General features: G+C 67.1%; 18 protein-coding genes. 12 read left to right on the top strand and 6 right to left on the bottom strand.

The features are described 5' to 3' along the window. Positions 1-309 precede the first annotated feature (309 nt). Positions 310-780: a (2Fe-2S)-binding protein gene (locus ACSQ3P_RS05310; protein WP_436164545.1), complete on the top strand. Its 471-nt coding sequence runs from the start codon at positions 310-312 to the stop codon at positions 778-780. Between the two features lie 41 nt (positions 781-821). Here the strand turns inward: ACSQ3P_RS05310 and ACSQ3P_RS05305 are convergent, their stop codons facing one another. The 5 genes from ACSQ3P_RS05305 to ACSQ3P_RS05285 form a co-directional block, all read right to left on the bottom strand. Continuing rightward, entirely contained in the window at positions 822-2,273 is a 1,452-nt protein-coding gene (locus ACSQ3P_RS05305; RefSeq protein WP_436164544.1) for an ATP-binding protein, read from the bottom strand. Continuing rightward, complete coding sequence (locus tag ACSQ3P_RS05300; RefSeq protein ID WP_436164543.1) at positions 2,273-2,989, bottom strand: response regulator; 717 nt, start codon at positions 2,987-2,989, stop codon at positions 2,273-2,275. Before ACSQ3P_RS05300 ends, ACSQ3P_RS05305 begins: the two co-directional genes overlap by 1 nt. Positions 2,990-3,066: 77 nt before the next feature. After that, positions 3,067-3,666, bottom strand: a complete 600-nt coding sequence (locus tag ACSQ3P_RS05295; protein WP_436164542.1) for an Isoquinoline 1-oxidoreductase subunit — start codon at positions 3,664-3,666, stop codon at positions 3,067-3,069. A gap of 8 nt (positions 3,667-3,674) precedes the next feature. Further along, positions 3,675-5,840: a molybdopterin cofactor-binding domain-containing protein gene (locus ACSQ3P_RS05290; RefSeq protein ID WP_436164541.1), complete on the bottom strand. Its 2,166-nt coding sequence runs from the start codon at positions 5,838-5,840 to the stop codon at positions 3,675-3,677. Positions 5,841-6,090: 250 nt separating this feature from the next. Then, entirely contained in the window at positions 6,091-6,543 is a 453-nt protein-coding gene (locus ACSQ3P_RS05285) for a winged helix-turn-helix transcriptional regulator (RefSeq protein ID WP_436164540.1), read from the bottom strand. 114 nt (positions 6,544-6,657) lie between these two features. Here ACSQ3P_RS05285 and ACSQ3P_RS05280 point away from each other — a divergent pair, with 114 nt between their 5' ends. Then, the gene (locus ACSQ3P_RS05280) at positions 6,658-7,974 is read left to right on the top strand and encodes an MFS transporter (protein WP_436164539.1); all 1,317 of its coding nucleotides are present in this window, start codon (positions 6,658-6,660) and stop codon (positions 7,972-7,974) included. Between the two features lie 126 nt (positions 7,975-8,100). On the opposite strand, the gene ACSQ3P_RS05275 is transcribed toward ACSQ3P_RS05280, so the two are convergent. Beyond that, positions 8,101-8,484, bottom strand: coding sequence for a c-type cytochrome (locus tag ACSQ3P_RS05275; protein WP_436164538.1), 384 nt, complete (start codon positions 8,482-8,484; stop codon positions 8,101-8,103). A 469-nt stretch (positions 8,485-8,953) separates the two neighbouring features. On the opposite strand from ACSQ3P_RS05275, the gene kdpF reads away from it, so the two are divergent. The 10 genes from kdpF to ACSQ3P_RS05225 all read left to right on the top strand — a co-directional run bounded on the left by kdpF (position 8,954) and on the right by ACSQ3P_RS05225 (position 19,910). Then, a complete protein-coding gene (kdpF, locus tag ACSQ3P_RS05270; RefSeq protein ID WP_069691608.1) occupies positions 8,954-9,040 on the top strand; it encodes a K(+)-transporting ATPase subunit F in 87 nt (28 codons plus the stop codon). 26 nt (positions 9,041-9,066) lie between these two features. Continuing rightward, on the top strand, positions 9,067-10,782 hold the full coding sequence (gene kdpA / locus ACSQ3P_RS05265) for a potassium-transporting ATPase subunit KdpA (RefSeq protein WP_436164537.1): 1,716 nt from the start codon (positions 9,067-9,069) through the stop codon (positions 10,780-10,782). A gap of 21 nt (positions 10,783-10,803) precedes the next feature. Then, positions 10,804-12,840, top strand: coding sequence for a potassium-transporting ATPase subunit KdpB (kdpB, locus tag ACSQ3P_RS05260; protein ID WP_436164536.1), 2,037 nt, complete (start codon positions 10,804-10,806; stop codon positions 12,838-12,840). A gap of 23 nt (positions 12,841-12,863) precedes the next feature. Beyond that, a complete protein-coding gene (gene kdpC, locus ACSQ3P_RS05255) occupies positions 12,864-13,454 on the top strand; it encodes a potassium-transporting ATPase subunit KdpC (protein ID WP_436164535.1) in 591 nt (196 codons plus the stop codon). Continuing rightward, complete coding sequence (locus tag ACSQ3P_RS05250; RefSeq protein WP_436164534.1) at positions 13,454-16,174, top strand: DUF4118 domain-containing protein; 2,721 nt, start codon at positions 13,454-13,456, stop codon at positions 16,172-16,174. Before kdpC ends, ACSQ3P_RS05250 begins: the two co-directional genes overlap by 1 nt. Beyond that, on the top strand, positions 16,171-16,866 hold the full coding sequence (locus tag ACSQ3P_RS05245; protein ID WP_436164533.1) for a response regulator: 696 nt from the start codon (positions 16,171-16,173) through the stop codon (positions 16,864-16,866). The genes ACSQ3P_RS05250 and ACSQ3P_RS05245 overlap by 4 nt, the downstream gene beginning before the upstream one ends. 191 nt (positions 16,867-17,057) lie before the next feature. Continuing rightward, positions 17,058-17,372 carry a 2Fe-2S iron-sulfur cluster-binding protein gene (locus tag ACSQ3P_RS05240; RefSeq protein WP_436164532.1) on the top strand — a complete coding sequence of 105 codons (315 nt, stop codon included), beginning with the start codon at positions 17,058-17,060 and terminating at the stop codon, positions 17,370-17,372. Continuing rightward, the gene (locus ACSQ3P_RS05235; protein WP_436164531.1) at positions 17,372-17,728 is read left to right on the top strand and encodes a DUF2849 domain-containing protein; all 357 of its coding nucleotides are present in this window, start codon (positions 17,372-17,374) and stop codon (positions 17,726-17,728) included. Before ACSQ3P_RS05240 ends, ACSQ3P_RS05235 begins: the two co-directional genes overlap by 1 nt. 3 nt (positions 17,729-17,731) lie before the next feature. Beyond that, positions 17,732-19,402, top strand: a complete 1,671-nt coding sequence (locus ACSQ3P_RS05230; RefSeq protein WP_436164530.1) for a nitrite/sulfite reductase — start codon at positions 17,732-17,734, stop codon at positions 19,400-19,402. Continuing rightward, complete coding sequence (locus tag ACSQ3P_RS05225) at positions 19,389-19,910, top strand: DUF934 domain-containing protein (RefSeq protein ID WP_436164529.1); 522 nt, start codon at positions 19,389-19,391, stop codon at positions 19,908-19,910. Before ACSQ3P_RS05230 ends, ACSQ3P_RS05225 begins: the two co-directional genes overlap by 14 nt. Positions 19,911-19,961: the final 51 nt, after the last annotated feature.

Raw genomic sequence — 19,961 nt, 5'->3', positions numbered from 1 at the left:
GAGAAGAGCTGTGACAAATGTCCCGAGAACGCCCGTTGTATATGAGGAGGATAGGCGCTTCTCGGCTAGCGGTGCCGCGCGATCGAGCATTGCCTCCTCGAAGTGCGAGGGGGCCGGTCCATGTCGCTGACCCGCGCTTGATCGTGACCGAACCAGGCGTGGATTACATCTGCTCAAGCTGATGCGCCCCCACGGCCCGCGACAGTTTGATACAATCGCGCCGGTGCGCGACACATCCGCGCGACACCCTGCCGCTATCGTCGAGGCGAGATGAGAACGCTTCGCCACACGTCCGGAGGCAGGATCGCGATGGTCACGCTGACAGTGAACGGCCAGTCCCGCACGATCGACGCCGATCCGCAGACGCCCCTGCTCTGGGCGCTGCGGGAACACCTTCACCTCACCGGCGCCAAATATGGCTGCGGCGCAGCGCTGTGCGGCTGCTGCACGGTTCATGTCGATGGCCAGGCCCGGCGCTCCTGCGTCACGCCGCTGGGGGAGATCGAGGGCGCCGTGGTCACCACCATCGAGGGGCTGGGCGCAAACGGGCCGCACCCAGTGCAACAGGCCTGGATCGAGGTCGACGTACCGCAATGCGGCTTCTGCCAGCCTGGCCAGATGATGCAGGCGGCCGCGCTCCTCGCCGTAAACCCGACACCCAGCGACGGCGACATCGATGACGCCATGTCGGGTAATCTCTGCCGCTGCGGCACGTACAACCGCATCCGCGCGGCGATCAAGCTGGCTGCGGGCTCGGGGCTCCAGACCAGGGTGCCATGAAGCGCCCTCCGCGCCGCCGCTATTTCGCGGCAGCCCAAACCTTATTTCGCGGCAGCCCAAACCTTGTCGACGGAGCGCGCGGCGGCGAGGTCGGCTGCCACGACCTCGGGCAGGCGGATCGTCACCCGCAGGCCGCGCTCGCGATTGGCGAGCAGCACGTCGCCGCCATGGCTGCGCACGATCGTGCGGGCGATGGCGAGGCCGAGCCCTGTGCCGCCGGTCTCGCGGCTGCGCGAAGCCTCGAGCCGGACGAAGGGAGCGAAGACGCGCTCGAACTCGCTCTCGGGGATGCCGTCGCCGTCATCCTCGACGACGATCTCGATCCAGCCGGGGCTGCGGGCCAGCGCGACGCGCGCCCGCTCGCCATAGCGCGCCGCGTTTTCGACGATGTTGCGGATGGCGCGGCCGAGAGCCGCCGGCCGGCAGCGATAGGGCTCGCGGCCATGGTCGCGGAAATCGACGTCGCGACCGAGATCGGCAAGGTCGCTGCAGATGCTTTCGATCAGGGCGGCAAGGTCGACGAGCCGCGTCGCCTCGCCCACCGCCTGTTCGCCGGCGAAACTCAGCGTCGCCTCGGTCATCGCCTGCATCTCGTCGAGCGAGGCCATGAACCGCTCGCGCTCGACCGGGTCCCTGACGAATTCGGCGCGCAGCCTGAGCGAGGTGATCGGCGTCCTCAGGTCATGGCCGATCGCCGCCAGCATCGCCGTGCGGTCGAGGATGAAGCGCCTCAGCCGGTCCTGCATCCGGTTGAAGGCGCCAGCCATCCGGCGGACATCCTCCGGGCCCTGCTCCACGAGCTCTGCGGTTTCCTCGCCACGGCCCAACGCATCGGCGGCCGCGGCCAGCTTGCGCATCGGGCGCGTGATCCGGCGCGCGAGCCAGACCGTGAGGATGGACAGCAGGATGGCGGTCGAGGACAGCGCTATCAGCGATTGCGACAGCCATGTCCGGCCGTAATAGGGCTTGCCGAAGGCCGCGTTGGGCCAGACGCCGCCAGGCAGCTCGACCGTCGCGCCGGCGCCGAAATAGCGGTCGAGCTCCAGCATCCGGGCAGATGACGGCGCGGACGGGAACAGCTCCGGCGGCAGGGGCTCCCAGCCCGTCTTCAGCCGCGCGGCGGAGACAAGGTTCGGCTCGAAGCTGGCGGGTTGCGGGGGCGCTCCGGTGCTTGTCGTCAGCGGCTCCTGCAGGCGGCGCCAGGCCTCCTCGCGCCAGGGGCCGGGATCGTCCTGCCGTGCGCCGCTCAGCCAGAAGCGCGAAGTGTTGGTCGCCATCGTCGTCAGGATCGCGCCATGATATTGGCTGGGCGTCGCGCGCAGCGCCCGCGCCACCGATTCCGTCCGCACCAGGAACTCGTCGCGCGCCTCGCTGCGGATCGCGCTGATGCGCTCGTCGGAGGTGACGATGAAGCCGAGCAGTTGCGACAGCATCAGCGCCGGCAGCAGCACCGCGATGAACTGCCCCGCGAGGCTTCGTGGCCAGAGCCGCATCAGCCCGGCTCCACATCGGCGCTGAAGCTGTAGCCGCCGCCCCAATGCGTCTTGATCAGCATCGGATTGCGCGGGTCGAGCTCGATCTTCTTGCGCAGACGGCTGACCTGGTTGTCGATGCTGCGGTCGAAGACCTCGGCAACGCGCCCCACCGTCAGGTCGAGCAACTGCTCGCGCGTCAGCACCAGCCCGGGGCGCTCGAGCAGGACCGACAGCAGCCGGAACTCGGCGGTGCTCAACGGGATCGACACGCCCTCCTCGTCGATCAGCTCGCGCCGCCCGACATCGAGCCGCCAGCGGTCGAAGCGCAGCATCTTGCTGCGGATCTCCAAGCGCGGCGGCAGGCTGTTGGCGCGCCGCAGCACCGCCTTGATGCGGGCGAGCAGCTCGCGCGGGTTGAACGGCTTGGTGATGTAGTCGTCCGCGCCCATTTCGAGCCCGATGATGCGGTCGGTCTCGTCGGTGACCGCGGTCAGCAGGATGATCGGCACATTGCTGGTCGCGCGCAGATGCCGGCAGACCGAGAGGCCGTCCTCGCCTGGCATCATCACGTCGAGCACGATCAGGGCCGGCGCGGCTTTCTGCAGCAGCCGCCGAAGCGCGGCCGCGCTGTCGGCTGTGCTGACCCGGTAGCCATGCTCGCCGAGATAGCGGCCGACCAGCTCGCGAATATCGCCGTGATCGTCGACCACGACGACGTGAGGTACGCTGTCCATGGGCGTCTCCGAGGCCCCATGGATATCATCCGCCTGCAGGCTCGTCATGGTCCCCTCGCCTGTGGCTGCGGACGGCCTCATCCGGGGCAATGCGCGCCGGAGGCCAGCCAGCGCCCGACCAGCTCCGTGAACGCTGCATGCGAGAGCGGCGGCGCCTGGCGCGCCGCGCCGTTGAGATCGACGCCGCCCTGCCAGGCCCAGAGCACGAGATGGTCGGCGTCGAGATGCCGGATCAACTGCTCGCCATTCATCCCGCTCTTGCCGGGGTCGAGCAGCGCCCGGCAGATCTGGCCCGCGCTCAGCCCCTCCCAGGCCATCCGCAACGGGGCAAGATGCCAGTTATCGGCGCCGGGAACGCCGGCCGGCGAATTGCTGCGCTGATGGCAGGTGCCGCATTGGAGACCGGGCGCCCCGCTCCCTTCAGGGCCTCGCTTCACCTGCATGATATGCGGCCGCCTGGCCTCGCCCTGTCGCGGAAAATCGACCGCTATGTGGCAGTTCAGGCAGCGTGGATGCTGCAGGACGGGCAGGAACTCCATGAACAGCCCGGCCGAGGCAGCTTGCCGGTCTTGCTGCCGGTCCTGCGCGCTGGAGCCGTGCCAGATCTGACCGAGGAATATCTGGCCGAGCAGGATCGCCGCCCCGGCCAGCACGGCCCCGAGGGCCGGTTTCCACATCGCGCCTCTCATGGCCGGGCCCGCCTCAGATCGTGATGTTTCAGTGGCAGGGAGCGGATGCGCTTGCCGGTCGCGGCGAAGACCGCGTTGACGAGGGCGGGCGCCAGCGGCGGCAGCCCGGTCTCGCCGATGCCGCCCCATTCGCGGCTGTAGCGATCGCCGCTGGGCACGAGATGGGTTTCGACGCGCGGCATCTCATGCATGCGCAGGAACGGGTAGTCGTGGAAGTTGCTTTGTCCGACGCGGCCGTCCCTGAAGGTGATCTCGCCGGTCAGCGCCGCCGACAGCCCCTGCGCGATCGCGCCCTCGATCTGTGCGGTGACGATGCCGGGATTGACGACGAAGCCCGGATCGACGGCGCAGACGACGCGATGGACCTTGATCGCGCCCTCGCCATCGACCGACACTTCGACGATCTGGGCGCAGACGGAGTTGTCGCCCTCGATCACGGCGATGCCCTGATGCACGCCGGCCGCAGCGCGGCCCCAGCCGGCCCGCCGCGCGACCTCGTCCAGGACCGCGAGCGAGCGCGGGGCCTGCGCCAGCAATCCGCGACGGAACTGGTAGGGATCCTGGCCTGCCGCATGGGCCATCTCGTCGATGAAGGCTTCGCGGAAGAAGCCGTTCTGCGAGAGATTGACCCCGCGCCAGAAGCCGACCGGGATCGCGGTGTTGCGCATCACGCAGCCGGCCTCGAAATGCGGCACGCCATAGAGCATGTCGTCGTCGCGGAAGCCGTCCATCATCGCCATGTCGCGGCCGTTGCGTAGCCATTGCGGCGCCAGTCCCGAGGCGATCGACGATCCGCAGAAACGCGCCTTCCAGGCGACGAGTCGGCCCTGCCCGTCGAAGCCCGCTTGATGCCGCGCCAGTACCATCGGCCGGTAGAAATCGTGGCGCATGTCCTCCTCGCGCGTCCAGCCAGTCTTGACCGGGCGCCCGACCGCCCTGGCGATGAGGGCGGCCTGCCGCGCCCAGTCCTGTGACAGGCCGCGGCGGCCGAAACCGCCGCCGAGCTGGCGCTTGTGCACGGTCACCTGCGCAGGATCGATGCCCAGCGTGGCGGCGACCACGCGCAGCGTGCCCTCGCCATTCTGCGTCGGCGCCCAGATCTCGGCCCGGCCCTGGGCGACATGGGCGGTGCAGGTCTGCGGCTCCATGGTGGCATGGGCGAGATAGGGCACGGAATACTGCGCCTCGATACGGGTCGCAGCTGCGGCCAGAGCCTCGTCGACATGGCCCTTGCGATGCCCGATCGCCGGGTCGGGCGCGTCCAGCCCCTGTCGGAACAACTCACTCAGGCGGTCGTTCGACAGGCCCGCCGCGCCGCTCTCGTCCCAGTCGATCGGCAGCGCGTCGCAGGCCGTCTTCGCCTGCCACCAATGCTCAGCCACGACGGCGACCGCATTGTCGCCGACCGGCACGACCTGGCGCACGCCCGGCATCGCCAGAACCGCGCCGGCCTCGAAGCCGCGCAGCTTGCCGCCATGCGCCGGGCAGGCCCTGACGGCGGCGTGCAGCATCTCCGGCAGGGTCACGTCGCTGGCGTAGATCGGCGCGGCCATCACCTTGTCGGGCGTGTCGAGACGCCGCCGGGCGGTGCCGAGCAGCCGCCACTCGGCGGGGCGCTTCAGCGTCACCTCCGCCGGAACGGGACGATGCGATGCGGCTTCCGCGAGGGCGCCATAGCGGACGCTCCGGCCGCTCGCCGCATGGGTCACGATGCCGTCGCGAGCTGCGCATTCCTCTACTGGGACGCCCCAGCGCGAGGCGGCCTCGGCGATCAGCATCATCCGTGCCTGTGCGCCGGCCTTGCGCAGATAGGCCTGGGAGGCGCGCACCGAGAAGCTCGCGGAGGTGGCCATGTCGCCCCAGGCGCGCCCTCGCTTCAGGTTCTCCGCCGCGCCGATGAAATCCGGCCTGACCTTGCTCCAGTCGCAATCCAGCTCCTCAGCGACCAGCATGGGCAAGGCGGTCGAGATGCCTTGCCCCATCTCGGAGCGGGCGACGCGGATCAGCGTGGTGTCGTCGGTCCCGATCGTGACCCAGGCCGTGATCTCGGGCTCCGAGGCGGGTAGCGACCGGGGCGCCTGCGCTCGGGCCAGCCAAGGCTGCAGCACGAGGCCACTCGCCAGGGCGCTGGCGCCAAAGACGAAGCCTCTGCGCGTCGGCATTGTTGGCACGGTCGTCTCCCCTTTGCCGGCAGAATGACGGCGCAGTCATGGGAGCAGGAGGCGGGCACGATGGCAGCGCCGGTTCCCGATCCTGCCGGGCACGCTATTGGCCGCGCGTCGCAGGATTTTGCCGCCATCCGGCCGGTTTGTCGCAAAACCTGCGCGGGCGGCGAGGCGGTACATTTCGTTACATGTGATCGCCGCCCTCGCGCCAGATCACCGCGCCGATCCTGTGTCCGGCAGCTCAGCTTTAATCCGGCTCGGGCACCTTCAAGATCACCGTCGCGCCGGGTCCGATCGCTCGGCCATCTTGTGTGCGAATGTCGAGCCGGACGGAGAGGCCGGTGTCACGCTCGACCAGGGATGAGCGTGGCTCGTCGGCCTCGAAGAGATGGCGCTCGCCCCATTGCCTAAGCGCAACCATCACCGGGAACAAATCCCGGCCCATTTCGGTCAGGCGATATTCCTGGCGCACGGCGCCATCGCCGGCAGGGGCGAGTTCCAGAATGCCGCGCGAGACCAGCGTTCGCAGGCGGTCCGACAGGATGTTCTTGGCGATGCCGAGGCTCTTCTGAAACTCGCCGAAGCGCGTCAAGCCGTCGAAGGCGTCGCGCACGATCAAGAGCGACCACCAGTCCCCGATCACATCGAGCGACCGGGCGCTGGGGCAAAAATCCGCTTTCAGGCTTCTCCGCCCAACCATCGATGACGCTCCGGGCCGATGTGAACAGGCCTCATGTTCAGGTTGCATCATAAAACCGAAAGGGCTACGCGTCGATTGGTTTCATAATAAAACCGATTCTGGCTGGAGCTTGCGATGCATGGACAGCGAAAGGCGGCGCACGTCGGCGTCGTCAACGATGGTGCGCGCCTTCAAGAGAGCGCCGATGAGCAGGCTCCCGATGGGCACGTCGTTCCCGACGCCTCATCGCAGCCGTCCCGGCTGACGCGCCCGATCACCTTGCTGTTTGCGGTCGCAAGCGGGCTCGCCGTCGCCAACGCCTATTTCGCCCAGCCATTGCTCGATGTGATGGCGCAGGAGCTAGCGCTTTCCCGGACGATCGCGGGCCTGATCGTCGGCGCGACCCAACTCGGTTACGGGCTGGGCCTGATCTTGCTGGTGCCGCTGGGCGATCTCATCGATCGGCGCAGCCTCATAGTCGCTCAGTCGCTGCTGTCGGCTGTCGCACTGATTTCGGTCGGATTCTCCTCGACAGCCACGATGCTGCTGGGGTCGATGGCTGCACTTGGTTTGCTGGCAGTCGTCACGCAAACCCTTGTCGCCTATGCCGCGAGCCTGGCGCGGCCGGCCGAGCGCGGGCAGGTCGTCGGAGTGGTCACGAGCGGCATCGTGCTTGGCATCCTGCTGGCGCGAACCGCCGCCGGGCTCCTGACCGATCTGTCGGGATGGCGCACGGTCTATCTCGTCTCCGCGGCGTTGACGCTGGTGATCGCCGGCCTTCTCTACAAAGCCCTGCCCCGGCAGGAGCGCTTGCCCAAGACGATTTCCTATCCGCGCCTGATCGGCTCGCTCATCACGCTCTTCGTCGAGGAGCCGGTGCTGCGCATCCGCGCCGTGATCGCCATGCTGATCTTCGCCAACATCACGACGCTGCTCACACCGCTGGTCTTGCCGCTGAGCGCGCCGCCCTTCTCGCTGTCTCACACCGAAGTCGGCCTTTTCGGCCTCGCCGGCGCCGCCGGCGCTCTCGGCGCGGCAAGGGCCGGGCGCTGGGCGGATCAGGGACTGGGTCAGCGCGTCACCGGCATGGCGCTCGGCCTCATGCTGCTGGCCTGGCTACCGATCTCATGGCTGGGACATTCGATCCTGTGGCTGATCCTGGGTGTCGTCGTCATCGATTTCGGCCTGCAGGCGACCCATGTGACCAACCAGGGCATGATCTATCGTGTCAGGGCGGAGGCGCAGAGCCGGCTGACGGCCACCTATATGGTGTTCTACTCCATCGGCAGCGCGCTCGGCTCATCCTTCTCCACGATCGTTTATGCCCATGCAGGCTGGAACGGCGTCTGCCTGCTCGGCGCCGGCATCAGCGCGCTGACGATCGCCTTCTGGGCCGCGACCCTGCGGGCCACGCCTGCGATGGCCACGGAGCGCACGATTGCCGCGGAGTGATCGGGTCGGAGCGGCCTGGCTAAACCTCAGCGCATCTAGATCTTTGTTTTAACGCGTTTTCTCCGCGCAAACGCTTCGCGTTTGTCGCGAGGGAACCGGAATCCACTTCGCTCGAAAACGCTCTATCTAAAGCTTCTTCCCGTCCTGACCGAACTGCTTGAGGAAGGCGGTGAGGTCCTTGATCTCCTGCTCGTTCTTGACGCCGGCGAAGATCATCTTGGTGCCGGGAATCTTGGCCTTGGGGTCCTTGATGTATTCGGCGAAGGTCGCCTCGTCCCAGGTGATGCCGGAGTTCTTGTTGGCCGCGGAGTAGCTATAGCCCTCGACCGAGCCTGAGTGTCGCCCGATCAGGCCGTTGAGCTGGGGACCGACCAGGTTCTTGGCGCCCTCGCCGGTCTGATGGCAGGCGCGGCACTTGTTCCAGGAGCGCTCGCCGGCGGTGATGTCCTGGGCAAGGGCCGGCAGGACGAAAGTGGTGGAGATCAGGATGGCGCAGGCGATCGCTTTCATCAGGCTTCCTTCGAGGCTGGGCTGGGGCCGCACCGGTGAGAAATGGGCGCGGTGAATCATGGCTGTCTGCGAAGTGTTCTAACCTGCGAATATGGAAATCCGGAGAACCTGCCGACCGCATTTTTCCTGTCGCCGCTCACATTCTCGGGATGAGGCGCTTCGACAGGTCTTCCGGCGTACACATCTGGACACGCTCTCATCTGCATAGCCTCGCTCGGACTTCGAACCGATGTCGTTGCGTTACATCAAATGCGCGCCGCTTCATGGTGCGGCTCGTTTCAATCTTTATGTCGCCTTTATGCGCCGCGCTGCCCTTCCGGCTCGACCCTTGAGCCCTCCGGGCACCATCTCTCCGGTCTAACCTGACCGGAGTAAGGCTCATGGCCGACATCCTTTATCTCGTGCTGGGAACCGGGGCCTTCGTGCTCTTCGGTTACTACGCAACGCTACTGCGCAAGGTCTGACGATCATGGCGCTCACCTGGCTTTACGCGACCGCTGCCCTCGGGCTGGCGGTCTACATGGTCGCCGCGCTTTTGCGCCCCGACCGCTTCTGACCTCAAAAACATAAGGAGACCTCGCAATGGATTGGCGGGGCTGGGCCGAGATCGTTTTCACGATCGCGTTGACGGTGGCCATGGGTTGGCCGCTCGGTATCTTCATGGCGCGCGTCTGGGCGGGCGAACGAACCTGGCTCGATCCGGTGCTGCGGCCGGTCGAGGCGCTCGCCTATGCCGCCTTCGGCATCGACCGCAACAAGGGGCAGAACTGGCTGGGCTATGCCGGAGCCGTGCTCGCCTTCAGCGCGGCCGGCTTCGTGCTGCTTTATCTGCAGCTGCGCTTCCAGAACCTGCTGCCGCTCAATCCGCAAGGCTTCGACGGCCTGTCGCCGCATCTCGCCTTCAACACGGCGGTCAGCTTCGTCACCAACACGAACTGGCAGTCCTATGCCGGCGAAGCGACGATGAGCAATCTCAGCCAGATGGCGGGCTTGACCGTGCATAACTTCGTCTCGGCCGGCACAGGTCTCGCGATCGCCGCTGCGGTCGCGCGCGCCTTTGCCACCGATCGCGGCGAGAACCTCGGCAATTTCTGGGTCGATCTGACGCGCACCACGCTCTATGTGCTGCTACCGCTCTCGATCGTGACCGCGCTCGTGCTGGTCGCGGCCGGCGTGCCGCAGACCCTGCTCGCCAATGTCGAAGCCTCGACCATCGAGGGCGCCAAGCAGGTGATCTCGCTGTTCCCGACCGCCTCGCAGGAGGCGATCAAGCAGTGGGGCACCAATGGCGGCGGCATCTTCAACGTCAACTCGGCGCACCCGTTCGAGAACCCGACACCGTTCACCAACCTGATCGAGGCCACCTCGATCAACGCGCTCGCCTTCGGCACCGTGATCGCTTTCGGGCGCATTGCCGGGGCACGCAAGGAGGCCAAGGCGCTGATCGCGGTGATGATCATCCTCGTCGGCGCCGCCGCAGCCGCGATCTATACTTCGGAGACGCTCACGCCGCAGCCGGCGATGATCGCAGCCGGCATCACCGACGCCCCGTCCAACATGGAGGGCAAGGAGGTCCGCTTCGGGCCGGCCGCCTCATCGGTCTGGGCGGCGCAGACGACCGGCGCTTCCAACGGCTCGGTCAACGCCATGCATGGCAGCTTCATGCCGCTCGGCGGCGGCGTTGCAATGTTCATGATCCAGCTCGGCGAGGTCCTGCCGGGCGGCGTCGGCTCCGGCCTTTACGGCATGGTGGTGATGGCGCTGCTTGCGGTCTTCGTCGCGGGGCTGATGGTCGGGCGTACGCCTGAATATCTCGGCAAGAAGGTCGAGGCGCGCGAGATCAAATTCGCCATGCTGGCGGTGCTGATCCTGCCGCTCGCCATTCTCGGCTTCTCCGCCATCGCCGCCGTGCTGCCGGTCGCGCTCGAAGGCTTGCTGAACAAGGGGCCGCGTGGGTTGTCCGAGATCCTCTACGCCTATTCGTCGGCGGCGGGGAACAACGGCTCGGCCTTTGCCGGGCTCACCGCCAACACCCCCTGGTGGAACACGACGCTGGCCATCGGCATGCTGCTCGGCCGCTTCGCCTATATCGTGCCGGTCCTCGCCATCGCCGGTGCGCTCGCGGCCAAGCCGAAGCTCCAGCCGACCGCCGGCACCTTGCCGAGCGACAGCCCGCTCTTTGTCGGCCTGCTCATCGGCATCGTCTTGATCCTGGGCGGCCTGCAATTCTTCCCCGCGCTCGCTCTGGGCCCGATCGTCGAGCATTTCCAGCTGCTTGCGGCTGCGGCTTCACGCTGAGCCGACAAAGGAAATCCAATCATGTCCATGTCTTTCGTCAAATCCGGCGCGATCGACCAGAGCGTCGTGACGACCGCGCTGAAGAGCGCCTTCGTCAAGCTCGACCCGCGCGCACTGACCGGCAACCCGGTCATCCTCGCAACCGAGGTGGTCGCGGCGCTCGCGACCGTCTCGGCTGGCGTTGCCATCGCCGGCGGCCTGCCGGCCAGCTTCCCGATCCAGATCGCGGCCTGGCTCTGGCTGACCGTGCTCTTCGCCAATTTCGCCGAGGCCATCGCCGAAGGGCGCGGCAAGGCGGCAGCTGACAGCCTGCGCGCCACCCGCGTCACCACCAAGGCCAAGCTGATCATCGACTCCGCCCGCAATGCGATAGTCCCGACGCCGGCTCATGAACTCGTGCCCGGCGACATCGTGCTGGTCGAGGCCGGCGATGTGATCCCAGCCGATGGCGAGATCATCGAGGGTGTCGCCTCGGTCAACGAGGCCGCGATCACCGGCGAATCCGCTCCCGTCATCCGCGAGAGCGGCGGCGACCGCTCGGCCGTCACCGGCGGCACCACGGTCGTCTCCGACTGGCTCAAGGTTAAGGTCACCTCGCAGCAGGGCTCCTCCTTCCTCGATCGCATGATCGCGATGGTGGAAGGCGCCGACCGCCGCAAGACGCCCAATGAACTCGCGCTCGCCGTGCTGCTGGCGGGGTTGACGCTGGTCTTCCTGATCGCCGTCGTCACCCTGACCGGGCTTGGCGCCTTCTCGGGCGTGACGCTCGATCCCATGGTTCTCGGCGCACTCTTCGTGACGCTGATCCCGACCACGATCGGCGGGCTGCTCAGCGCGGTCGGCATCGCCGGCATGGACCGGCTGCTGAAGGTCAATGTGCTCGCAACCTCCGGCCGCGCGGTTGAGGCGGCCGGCGACGTCGACACGCTGCTGCTCGACAAGACCGGCACGATCACCTTCGGCAACCGCATGGCGGTCGAGGTCGTGCCGGCTCCCGGCGTGCGGCCCGATGCGGCGCTGCGTGCGGCGCTGATCGCCTCGCTTGCCGACGAAACGCCCGAAGGCCGCTCGATCGTCGAGCTCGCCCGCAATCAGGGTGTGACGGCGCAAGTCCCGGCGGGGGCGACCTCGATCCCGTTCAGCGCCATGACGCGCCAGTCCGGCCTCGATGCCGACGGCAAGTCCTGGCGCAAGGGCGCGGTGGATGCGGTCATCCGGTCGCTCGACCTCTCCGAGAGTCAGGTTCCCGCCGAATTGCGCCAGGCGGTCGACCGCGTCGCGCGGTCCGGCGGCACGCCGCTCGCCGTCAGCGAGAACGGCGCGCTGGTCGGCGTCATCCATCTCAAGGACGTGGTGAAGCCCGGCGTAAAGGACCGCTTCGCCGATCTGCGCCGCATGGGCGTGCGCACCGTCATGATCACGGGCGACAATCCGGTGACCGCGGCGGCCATCGCCTCCGAGGCCGGCGTCGACGATTTCCTCGCCGAGGCGACGCCCGAGGACAAGCTGCGCATCATCCGCACCGAGCAGGCCAAGGGCCGGCTGGTCGCAATGTGCGGCGACGGCGCCAACGACGCGCCTGCCCTGGCCCAGGCCGATGTCGGCGTCGCCATGCAGACCGGCGCGCAGGCCGCCCGCGAGGCCGGCAACATGGTCGATCTCGATAGCGATCCGACCAAGGTCCTGGAGATCGTCGAGGTCGGCAAGCAGCTCCTGATCACCCGCGGGGCGTTGACGACCTTCTCGATCGCCAACGACGTGGCGAAATATTTCGCCATCATCCCAGCAATGTTCGTCGTCGCCCTGCCCTCGCTTGGCGCAATGAACATCATGGGCCTGTCGAGCCCGCAGAGCGCCATCCTCTCGGCCGTGATCTTCAATGCGCTCGTCATCGTCGCGCTGATCCCGCTGGCGCTGCGTGGCGTGCGCTACCGGGCGATCGGGGCCGCCAAGCTGCTCTCGCGCAACCTCACCATCTACGGCATCGGCGGGCTGATCGCGCCCTTCGTCGGCATCAAGCTGATCGACATGATTGTCGCAGCGCTGAAGCTCGCCTGATCGCTCATCAAAGGACAACGACCATGTGGTCCCATCTTCGCCCCGCCATCGTTTCGATGGTCTTCTTCACCCTCCTGCTCGGCATCGCCTATCCGCTCGGCGTCACCGGGCTCTCGCAGGCGATGTTCCCGGCGCAGGCCGGCGGCTCGCTGATCCGCAACCAGGCCGGCGAGATCATCGGCTCGGAATGGATTGGCCAGATCTTCAAGGACGACGCCTATCTGCGGCCCCGCCCCTCGGCAGCCGGCAAGGACGGCTATGACGCGGCCAATTCCTCCGGCTCCAATTTCGGGCCGCTGAACGAGGATCTCGCCACACGCATCAAGACCGATGCCGAGGCGATCCGCGCCGCTGACGGCGCTGGCTCGCTGCCAGCCGATGCCGTTCAAGCATCGGGTTCGGGTCTCGACCCGCATATCTCGCCGGAAAACGCGGCGCGCCAGATCGAACGCATCGCTAGGACGCGCGGCGCCCAGCCGGCGCAGGTCGCCGAGATCATCGCCCAGAACACGCAAGGCTATCTGCTCGGTTTCATCGGCCGGCCGCGCGTGAACGTGCTGACCACCAACCTCGCCCTCGACGCGCGCTATCCGAAGGCTCAAGCTAAGCCGTAATGACCACGGACGAGACCCGATTCCGGGAACAGGGGCGCCCTGATCCCGACGCCCTTCTGGCCCAGGCCGGCCGCGGTAAACGCGGCCGGCTGAAGATTTTTCTCGGCATGGCGCCCGGCGTCGGCAAGACCTACGAGATGCTCACGCAAGGGCGGCGCGCGCAAGCGGAGCATGGCGAGGTGCTGGTCGGCCTGGTCGAGACGCATGGCCGCCGTGAGACCGAAGCGCTGCTCGACGGGTTGGAGGTGATGGCGCGCCGGCCGATCGAGCATAATGGCCGCATGCTGATGGAGTTCGACCTCGATGCGGCGCTGGCCTGCAAGCCGCGCCTGCTGCTGGTCGACGAATACGCGCATTCCAATGCGCCGGGCAGCCGGCATCCCAAGCGCTGGCAGGATGTCGAGGAGTTGCTGGCGGCCGGAATCGACATCTGGACCACGCTGAACGTCCAGCATCTCGAGAGCCTCGTCGACGTGATCTGGAAGATCACCGGCGTGCGTCAGCGCGAAACGGTGCCCGACAGCGTGTTGAGCAGCGCCGACGAGATCGAATTGATCGACATCACGCCGAGCGAACTGCGCCAGCGCATGGCCGAGGGCAAGGTTTACCTCCCCGAAACGGCACGGCTCGCCGCGGACAATTTCTTCAAGCCGGAGAATCTGACCGCGCTGCGCGAGCTGGCCTTGCGCCGTGCCGCACAGACGGTCGACGACCATCTGAATCAGGCGATGAAGCGCGCCGGTGTCGAAGGGCCCTGGGCTGCGGGCGAACGCATCCTGGTGCTGATCGGGCCCGACGCAATGGCGTCCTCGCTCGTGCGCGCCGGCCGGCGCCTCTCCGACATGATGATGGATGCGCCCTGGACGGTCGCCCATGTCGAGCGGCCCAACCGTTCGGACGCCGATCCGGCACGCGGTCAGAGGCTGGCGGAAGCGCTCAAGCTCGCCGAACAGCTTGGGGCCGCCAATGTCGTGCTGACCAGCGACGATCTTGTCGCCAGCGTGCTGGAATATGCGCGCCGCAACAACGTCACCCAGATTGTCGTCGGAAAATCGCATCGCAAGGGTTGGCGCGCCTGGTTCCATCGCTCGCTCGCCCCTGCCCTGCTGGAGGCGCAGAACGGTGCAGCGCTTCACATCATCACCGATATCGCCTCCGTACCAGCCGGCCCGCCCCCGGCCGCGCCCAAGCGGGATCTTTCCTGGCGCGGCCATATCGGCGCGGCTGTCATGGTGGCAGCGGCGGTCGTCGTTGCGACATTGGTCGATCGTCAGGCGGAAAACGCCAACCTGGCCATGCTGTTTCTCGTCAGCGTGCTGGGAGCAGGTGTCGCCTTCGGCCTTTGGCCGTCGCTGACGGCGGCAGGGCTTGCTGCCCTCGCCTATAATTTCTTCTTTCTCGAGCCGCGCCTGTCGATGTGGATCGGCAATCCGGCGGATGTGCTGACCTTCGCCGTGTTCTTCGTCGCGGCCGTCGCCACCGGCAGCCTGACCGGGCGCATCCGCGACCAGGCCAAGGCGACGGCGCGGCGCGCCTCGGCGATAACGGCGCTGCTGGCAGCGAGCCGCAGGCTTTCGGGCGCCGCGCGCAGGGAGGACGCCGCAACCGTGCTGGCCGAGCAGCTTTCGGCGGCGACGGCCGGAAAGATCATCGTCCTGCTGCCGCAAGGAGACGAAATCGCGCCCACCGCCGGCGCGCCCTCACTGGAGCCGCTGACCACCGCCGACATGACGGCTGCGCGCTGGAGCTGGAACCGGGGCGAGCCCGCCGGAGCCGGCACCGGCATGCTGCCCAATGTCGCCTGGACCTTCCGGCCGCTGCAAGGCGTGCGGGCGCGCACGGGCGTGGTCGGGTTCGAGCCCAAAGCCCTGCTGGGTGCGGAGAATGAGCGCTTCGCCATGGCGCTGCTCGACCAAGGTGCGATTGCGCTGGAGCGGGTCGAGCTCGCCGCAGCCGCCGTCGATGCCGAGGCGCTGCGCCGGACGGACCGATTGCGCTCGGCGTTGCTGAACTCGGTCAGCCATGATCTGCGCACACCGCTCGCAACCGTGCTCGGTTCCGTGACGACGCTGATCGATTTCGGCAAGAGCGTCGAGCCGGCTGTCGCCGATGACCTGCTCCTGTCCATTCGCGAAGAGGCCGAGCGCCTCAACCGCTATGTCGGCGACCTGCTCGACATGACGCGGCTGGAGGGCGGCGCTCTGGTGACACGCCGCGACTGGACCGATGTCCGCGATGTGATCTCGGCCGCGATCACACGGGTGTCGCGGCGGCTGGAGAACCGCCGCATCCAGCGCGATTTTCCAGCCGAGCTCTCAGCGGTGCCGGCCGATCCGTCTTTGCTCGAACAAGCCCTGGTCAACATCCTGGAGAACGCGATCGCCTATAGCGATAACGGTTCGCTGATCGAGACGGCAGCCTATGAGGACCGGGGCAACGTCGTGATCTCGATCGAGGACGAAGGTCGCGGCATCCCGACCGCCGAGCTCGAACGCGTCTTCGAGAAGTTCCGGCGCATGGAAGAAGCGACCGATCGCGGCGGCGAGCGTGGCAAGGGGGCGGGCCTCGGCCTTGCCATCTCCAAGGGCTTCGTCGAGGCCATGGGCGGACGCATCGCGGCCGCAAGCCCGATCCAGGACCGGCCGGACGGTTCCAAGGGCGGCACCCGCATATTGATCAGCCTGCGCAAGGACGGCGCGGCGCCGGAGGTTCTGTCATGACCGCTTTCCGCCCCCGCATCCTCGTCATCGACGACGAGCCGCAGATCCACCGCTTCCTCGGCCCGGCGCTCGATGCAGCCGGCTACGAACATGTCCGCGCCGACGACGCCACCGCCGGCCTGCGCGAGATCGCGCGCAAGCCGCCCGACGCCGTGGTGCTCGATCTCGGCCTGCCCGACATGGACGGCAAGGAGGCCCTGGCCAAGGCACGCGCCTTCTATGACGGGCCGGTGATCATCCTTTCGGCGCGCGACCGCGAGACGGAGAAGATCGACGCACTCGACGCCGGCGCCGATGATTATGTCGAGAAGCCCTTCGGCGTCGGTGAGTTGCTGGCGCGCCTGCGCGTTGCGCTGCGCCACCGTATCGAGCGGCAAGGCGCGGAGGCGACGATCCGCTCGGGCGATGTCGAGATCGACCTCGTCAACCGCCGCATCAGCCGCGCCGGGGTGCATGTCAAACTCTCGCCGAAGGAATACGACCTGCTCGCCAGCCTGGCCGGCGGAAATGGCCGCGTGCTGACGCATCGCCAAATCCTGACGGCAGTCTGGGGGCCGGCGCATGAGCATGACGTGCAATATCTGCGCGTCTTCGTCGGGCAGTTGCGCCAGAAGCTCGAGGACGACCCCACGGCGCCGAAGCTGATCGAGACCGAGCCGGGCGTGGGCTATCGGCTGGGCGGATTGGTCTGACGCAGCCGTCGTCGCCTCTCCTCCTGTGGAGGAAAATCCACTCGCGGCGCGCCATGCCCGAGGAGGCGGAAAGAGAAATCTCCTCCTTTTGATCGGGAATAAGAAAAAACACGCTACCTCGCGTGAATTGAACCGATCGCCGCTCTGGCTTATTTGAAACGTTCGGAAGAACGAACGGGGCAAGCGGCGCAGTGGCCATTCTGAATGTGATCGACCGCGACGGTCGCGCCCATGAACTCGAAGCCGTCGAAGGCTGGCGGGTGATGGAGATCCTGCGCGACTACAAGGTCGGGATCGAGGGTGTTTGCGGCGGTTCCTGCGATTGCGCCACCTGCCATGTCGTCGTCGCGCCCGATTGGGCCAGGCGCCTGCCGGAACCGCGCGAGGATGAAATAGACGCGCTCGACACCCTGCCATTGATCGAGGCGACCTCGCGCCTCTCCTGCCAGATCATCTGGTCCGACGAGCTCGACGGGTTGACGCTCACTTTGGCGGAGGCTGCGTGATGGCTGCCGCCCCCAAGCGCGTCCCCTTGCCGGCGATCCTGCTCGCCAATGACCTGCTCGACGGCGATGTCGTCTTCGCTGTCACCGATGCCAACGGGCGCCTCGCCTGGACGCGCGATCCGGCGCTGGCGCTGGTCGCCTCGGACGATGCCGCCGCAGAGAGCCTCGAGGCTTTCGCGGCTGCCGAGCTCGCGGGCAATCGCGTGGTCGATGCCTATCTCGTCGATGTCACCATGGAAACCGGCCAGCCGGTTCCGCGACATTTCCGCGAGAAATTCAAGACGCTGGGGCCCAGCAACCGTCCCGATCTCGGCAAGCAGGCCGGGGACGGGATCTCAGCCGGGCAAAGGGCCTGACCGATGTACCGCTATGATGAATTCGACGAGCGTTTTGTCCGCGAGCGGGTCGCCCAGTTCCGCGACCAGGTCTCGCGGCGCCTCGACGGCTCGATCACCGAGGACGAGTTCAAGCCGCTCCGGCTCAAGAACGGCGTCTATCTGCAGCTCCACGCCTATATGCTGCGCATCGCCATTCCCTATGGCACGCTGTCGTCGAAGCAATTGCGCCAGCTCGCGCTGATCGGCGAGCGCTACGACCGCGGCTACGGCCATTTCACCACGCGCCAGAACCTGCAGTTCAACTGGCCGAAGCTGCGCGACGTGCCCGCAATCCTGGACCTGCTCGCGGATGTCGAGATGCATTGCATCCAGACCTCCGGCAATTGCATCCGCAACGTCACGGCCGACCATTTCGCCGGCGTGGCGCAGGACGAAATCGAGGATCCGCGCCCGACCGCCGAATTGATCCGGCAATGGTCGTCGCTGCATCCGGAATTCGACTACCTGCCACGCAAGTTCAAGATCGCGGTGACCGGCGCCGAGCATGACCGCGCCGTGATCAAGGCCCACGACATCGGCCTGCGCCTGCGCCGCCACCCCGACACCCATGAAGTCAGCTACGAGGTCAGCGTCGGCGGCGGTCTCGGCCGCACCCCGATGATCGGCAAGGTCGTGCGCGACTACCTGCCCAAGGATGACCTGCTCGCCTTCCTCGAGGCGATCATGCGGGTCTATAATCTCGAAGGCCGGCGCGACAACAAATACAAGGCGCGGGTCAAGATCCTCGTCCATGAGATCGGCGTCGAGGAGTTCCGCCGTCGCGTCGAGGAAGAGTTCGCACGGCTCGATGGGCCGTCAGTGAATGCAGATCCGGCCGAGGTCGCGCGTATCGCCGCCTATTTCAAGGCGCCCGATTATGAGGTCCTGCCGGCGACGAGCCGGGTGCTGGAGGCGACGAAGGCCGCCAATCCCGCCTTCGCGCGCTGGGTCGAGGTCAATACGATCCCGCACAAGGCGCCGGGCTATGCGGCGCTGACGATCTCGCTGAAGCCCGTCGGCGAGGCGCCGGGCGATGCGACCTCCGACCAGATGCGGCTCGTCGCCGATCTCGCCGAGCAGTACTCGCAAGCCGAAATCCGCGTGACCCATGCGCAGAACCTCGTGCTGCCCTATGTCCGCCAGCGCGACCTCTTCGCGATCTGGCAGAGGCTCGGCGAAGCGGGGCTCGCAAGCGCCAATATCGGCCTGATCACCGACATCATCTCCTGCCCCGGACTCGATTACTGCGCGCTGGCGACGGCGCGCTCGATCCCGATCGCGCAGGCGATCCAGCATCGTTTCGCCGATGACAATCGCCAGAAGGCGATCGGCGAACTCAACATCAAGATTTCGGGCTGCATCAATGCCTGCGGCCATCACCATGTCGGCCATATCGGCATTCTCGGCCTGGAGAAGCGCGGGATCGAATCCTATCAGATCACGCTTGGCGGCGACGCGACCGAGAACGCCGCGATCGGCGAGATCCTGGGACCAGGCCTCGCGGCGGAGGATGTTCCCGACGCAATCGAGCGGATCGTGAACGTCTATCTCTCCGAGCGGGCCGAGGGCGAGAGCTTCATCGAGAACGTCCGCCGCATCGGCCTTGCTCCCTTCAAGGCCGCCTTCCAGGAGGTCGCCCATGCCGTTGCTTGATCGGAACGGCACCAAGGTCGACGCCTGGACGCGCAGCGAAGGCTCGGGGGTCGACAATCTCTCGCAGGCGCTGGTGCCGTGGGAAGCGCTGACCGAAGCGCTTCAGCAGAAGACCCGCGACCAGCGCATCGGCGTCGTGATCCCCAACAACATCCGCATCGCCGAGCTCAAGCTGGTGCTGCGCCAGCTCTCGCTGATCGCTGTCAGCTTCCCGGCCTATTCGGACGGGCGCGGCTTCAGCCTCGCCAAGCTGATCCGCAATCACGGCTTCACCGGAACCTTGCGTGCGAGCGGCCCCCTGATCGCCGACCAGTTTGCCTATGCGCTGTCCTGTGGCTTCGACGAAGTCGAACTGCCCGAGGCTAGCGCTGCGCGTCAGCCGGTCGAGCAATGGCTCGAGGCCGTGGGCCAGATCAGCCATGGCTACCAGCGCGGCTATGGCGACAGCCACAACATCCTCGACCAGCGTCGCACGGCCCGCGCCGCCGGCCGCCTCGCCGCGTCGTAACGCGATGGCGCCCCGCGCGGCCGATAGAGACAGCACCGCCGGACCGGCGAC

The sequence above is a fragment of the Allobosea sp. LjRoot9 genome, from assembly GCF_964252745.1.
GTDB lineage: Bacteria > Pseudomonadota > Alphaproteobacteria > Rhizobiales > Beijerinckiaceae > Allobosea.
This window is presented reverse-complemented; position numbering and strand designations above follow the sequence as displayed.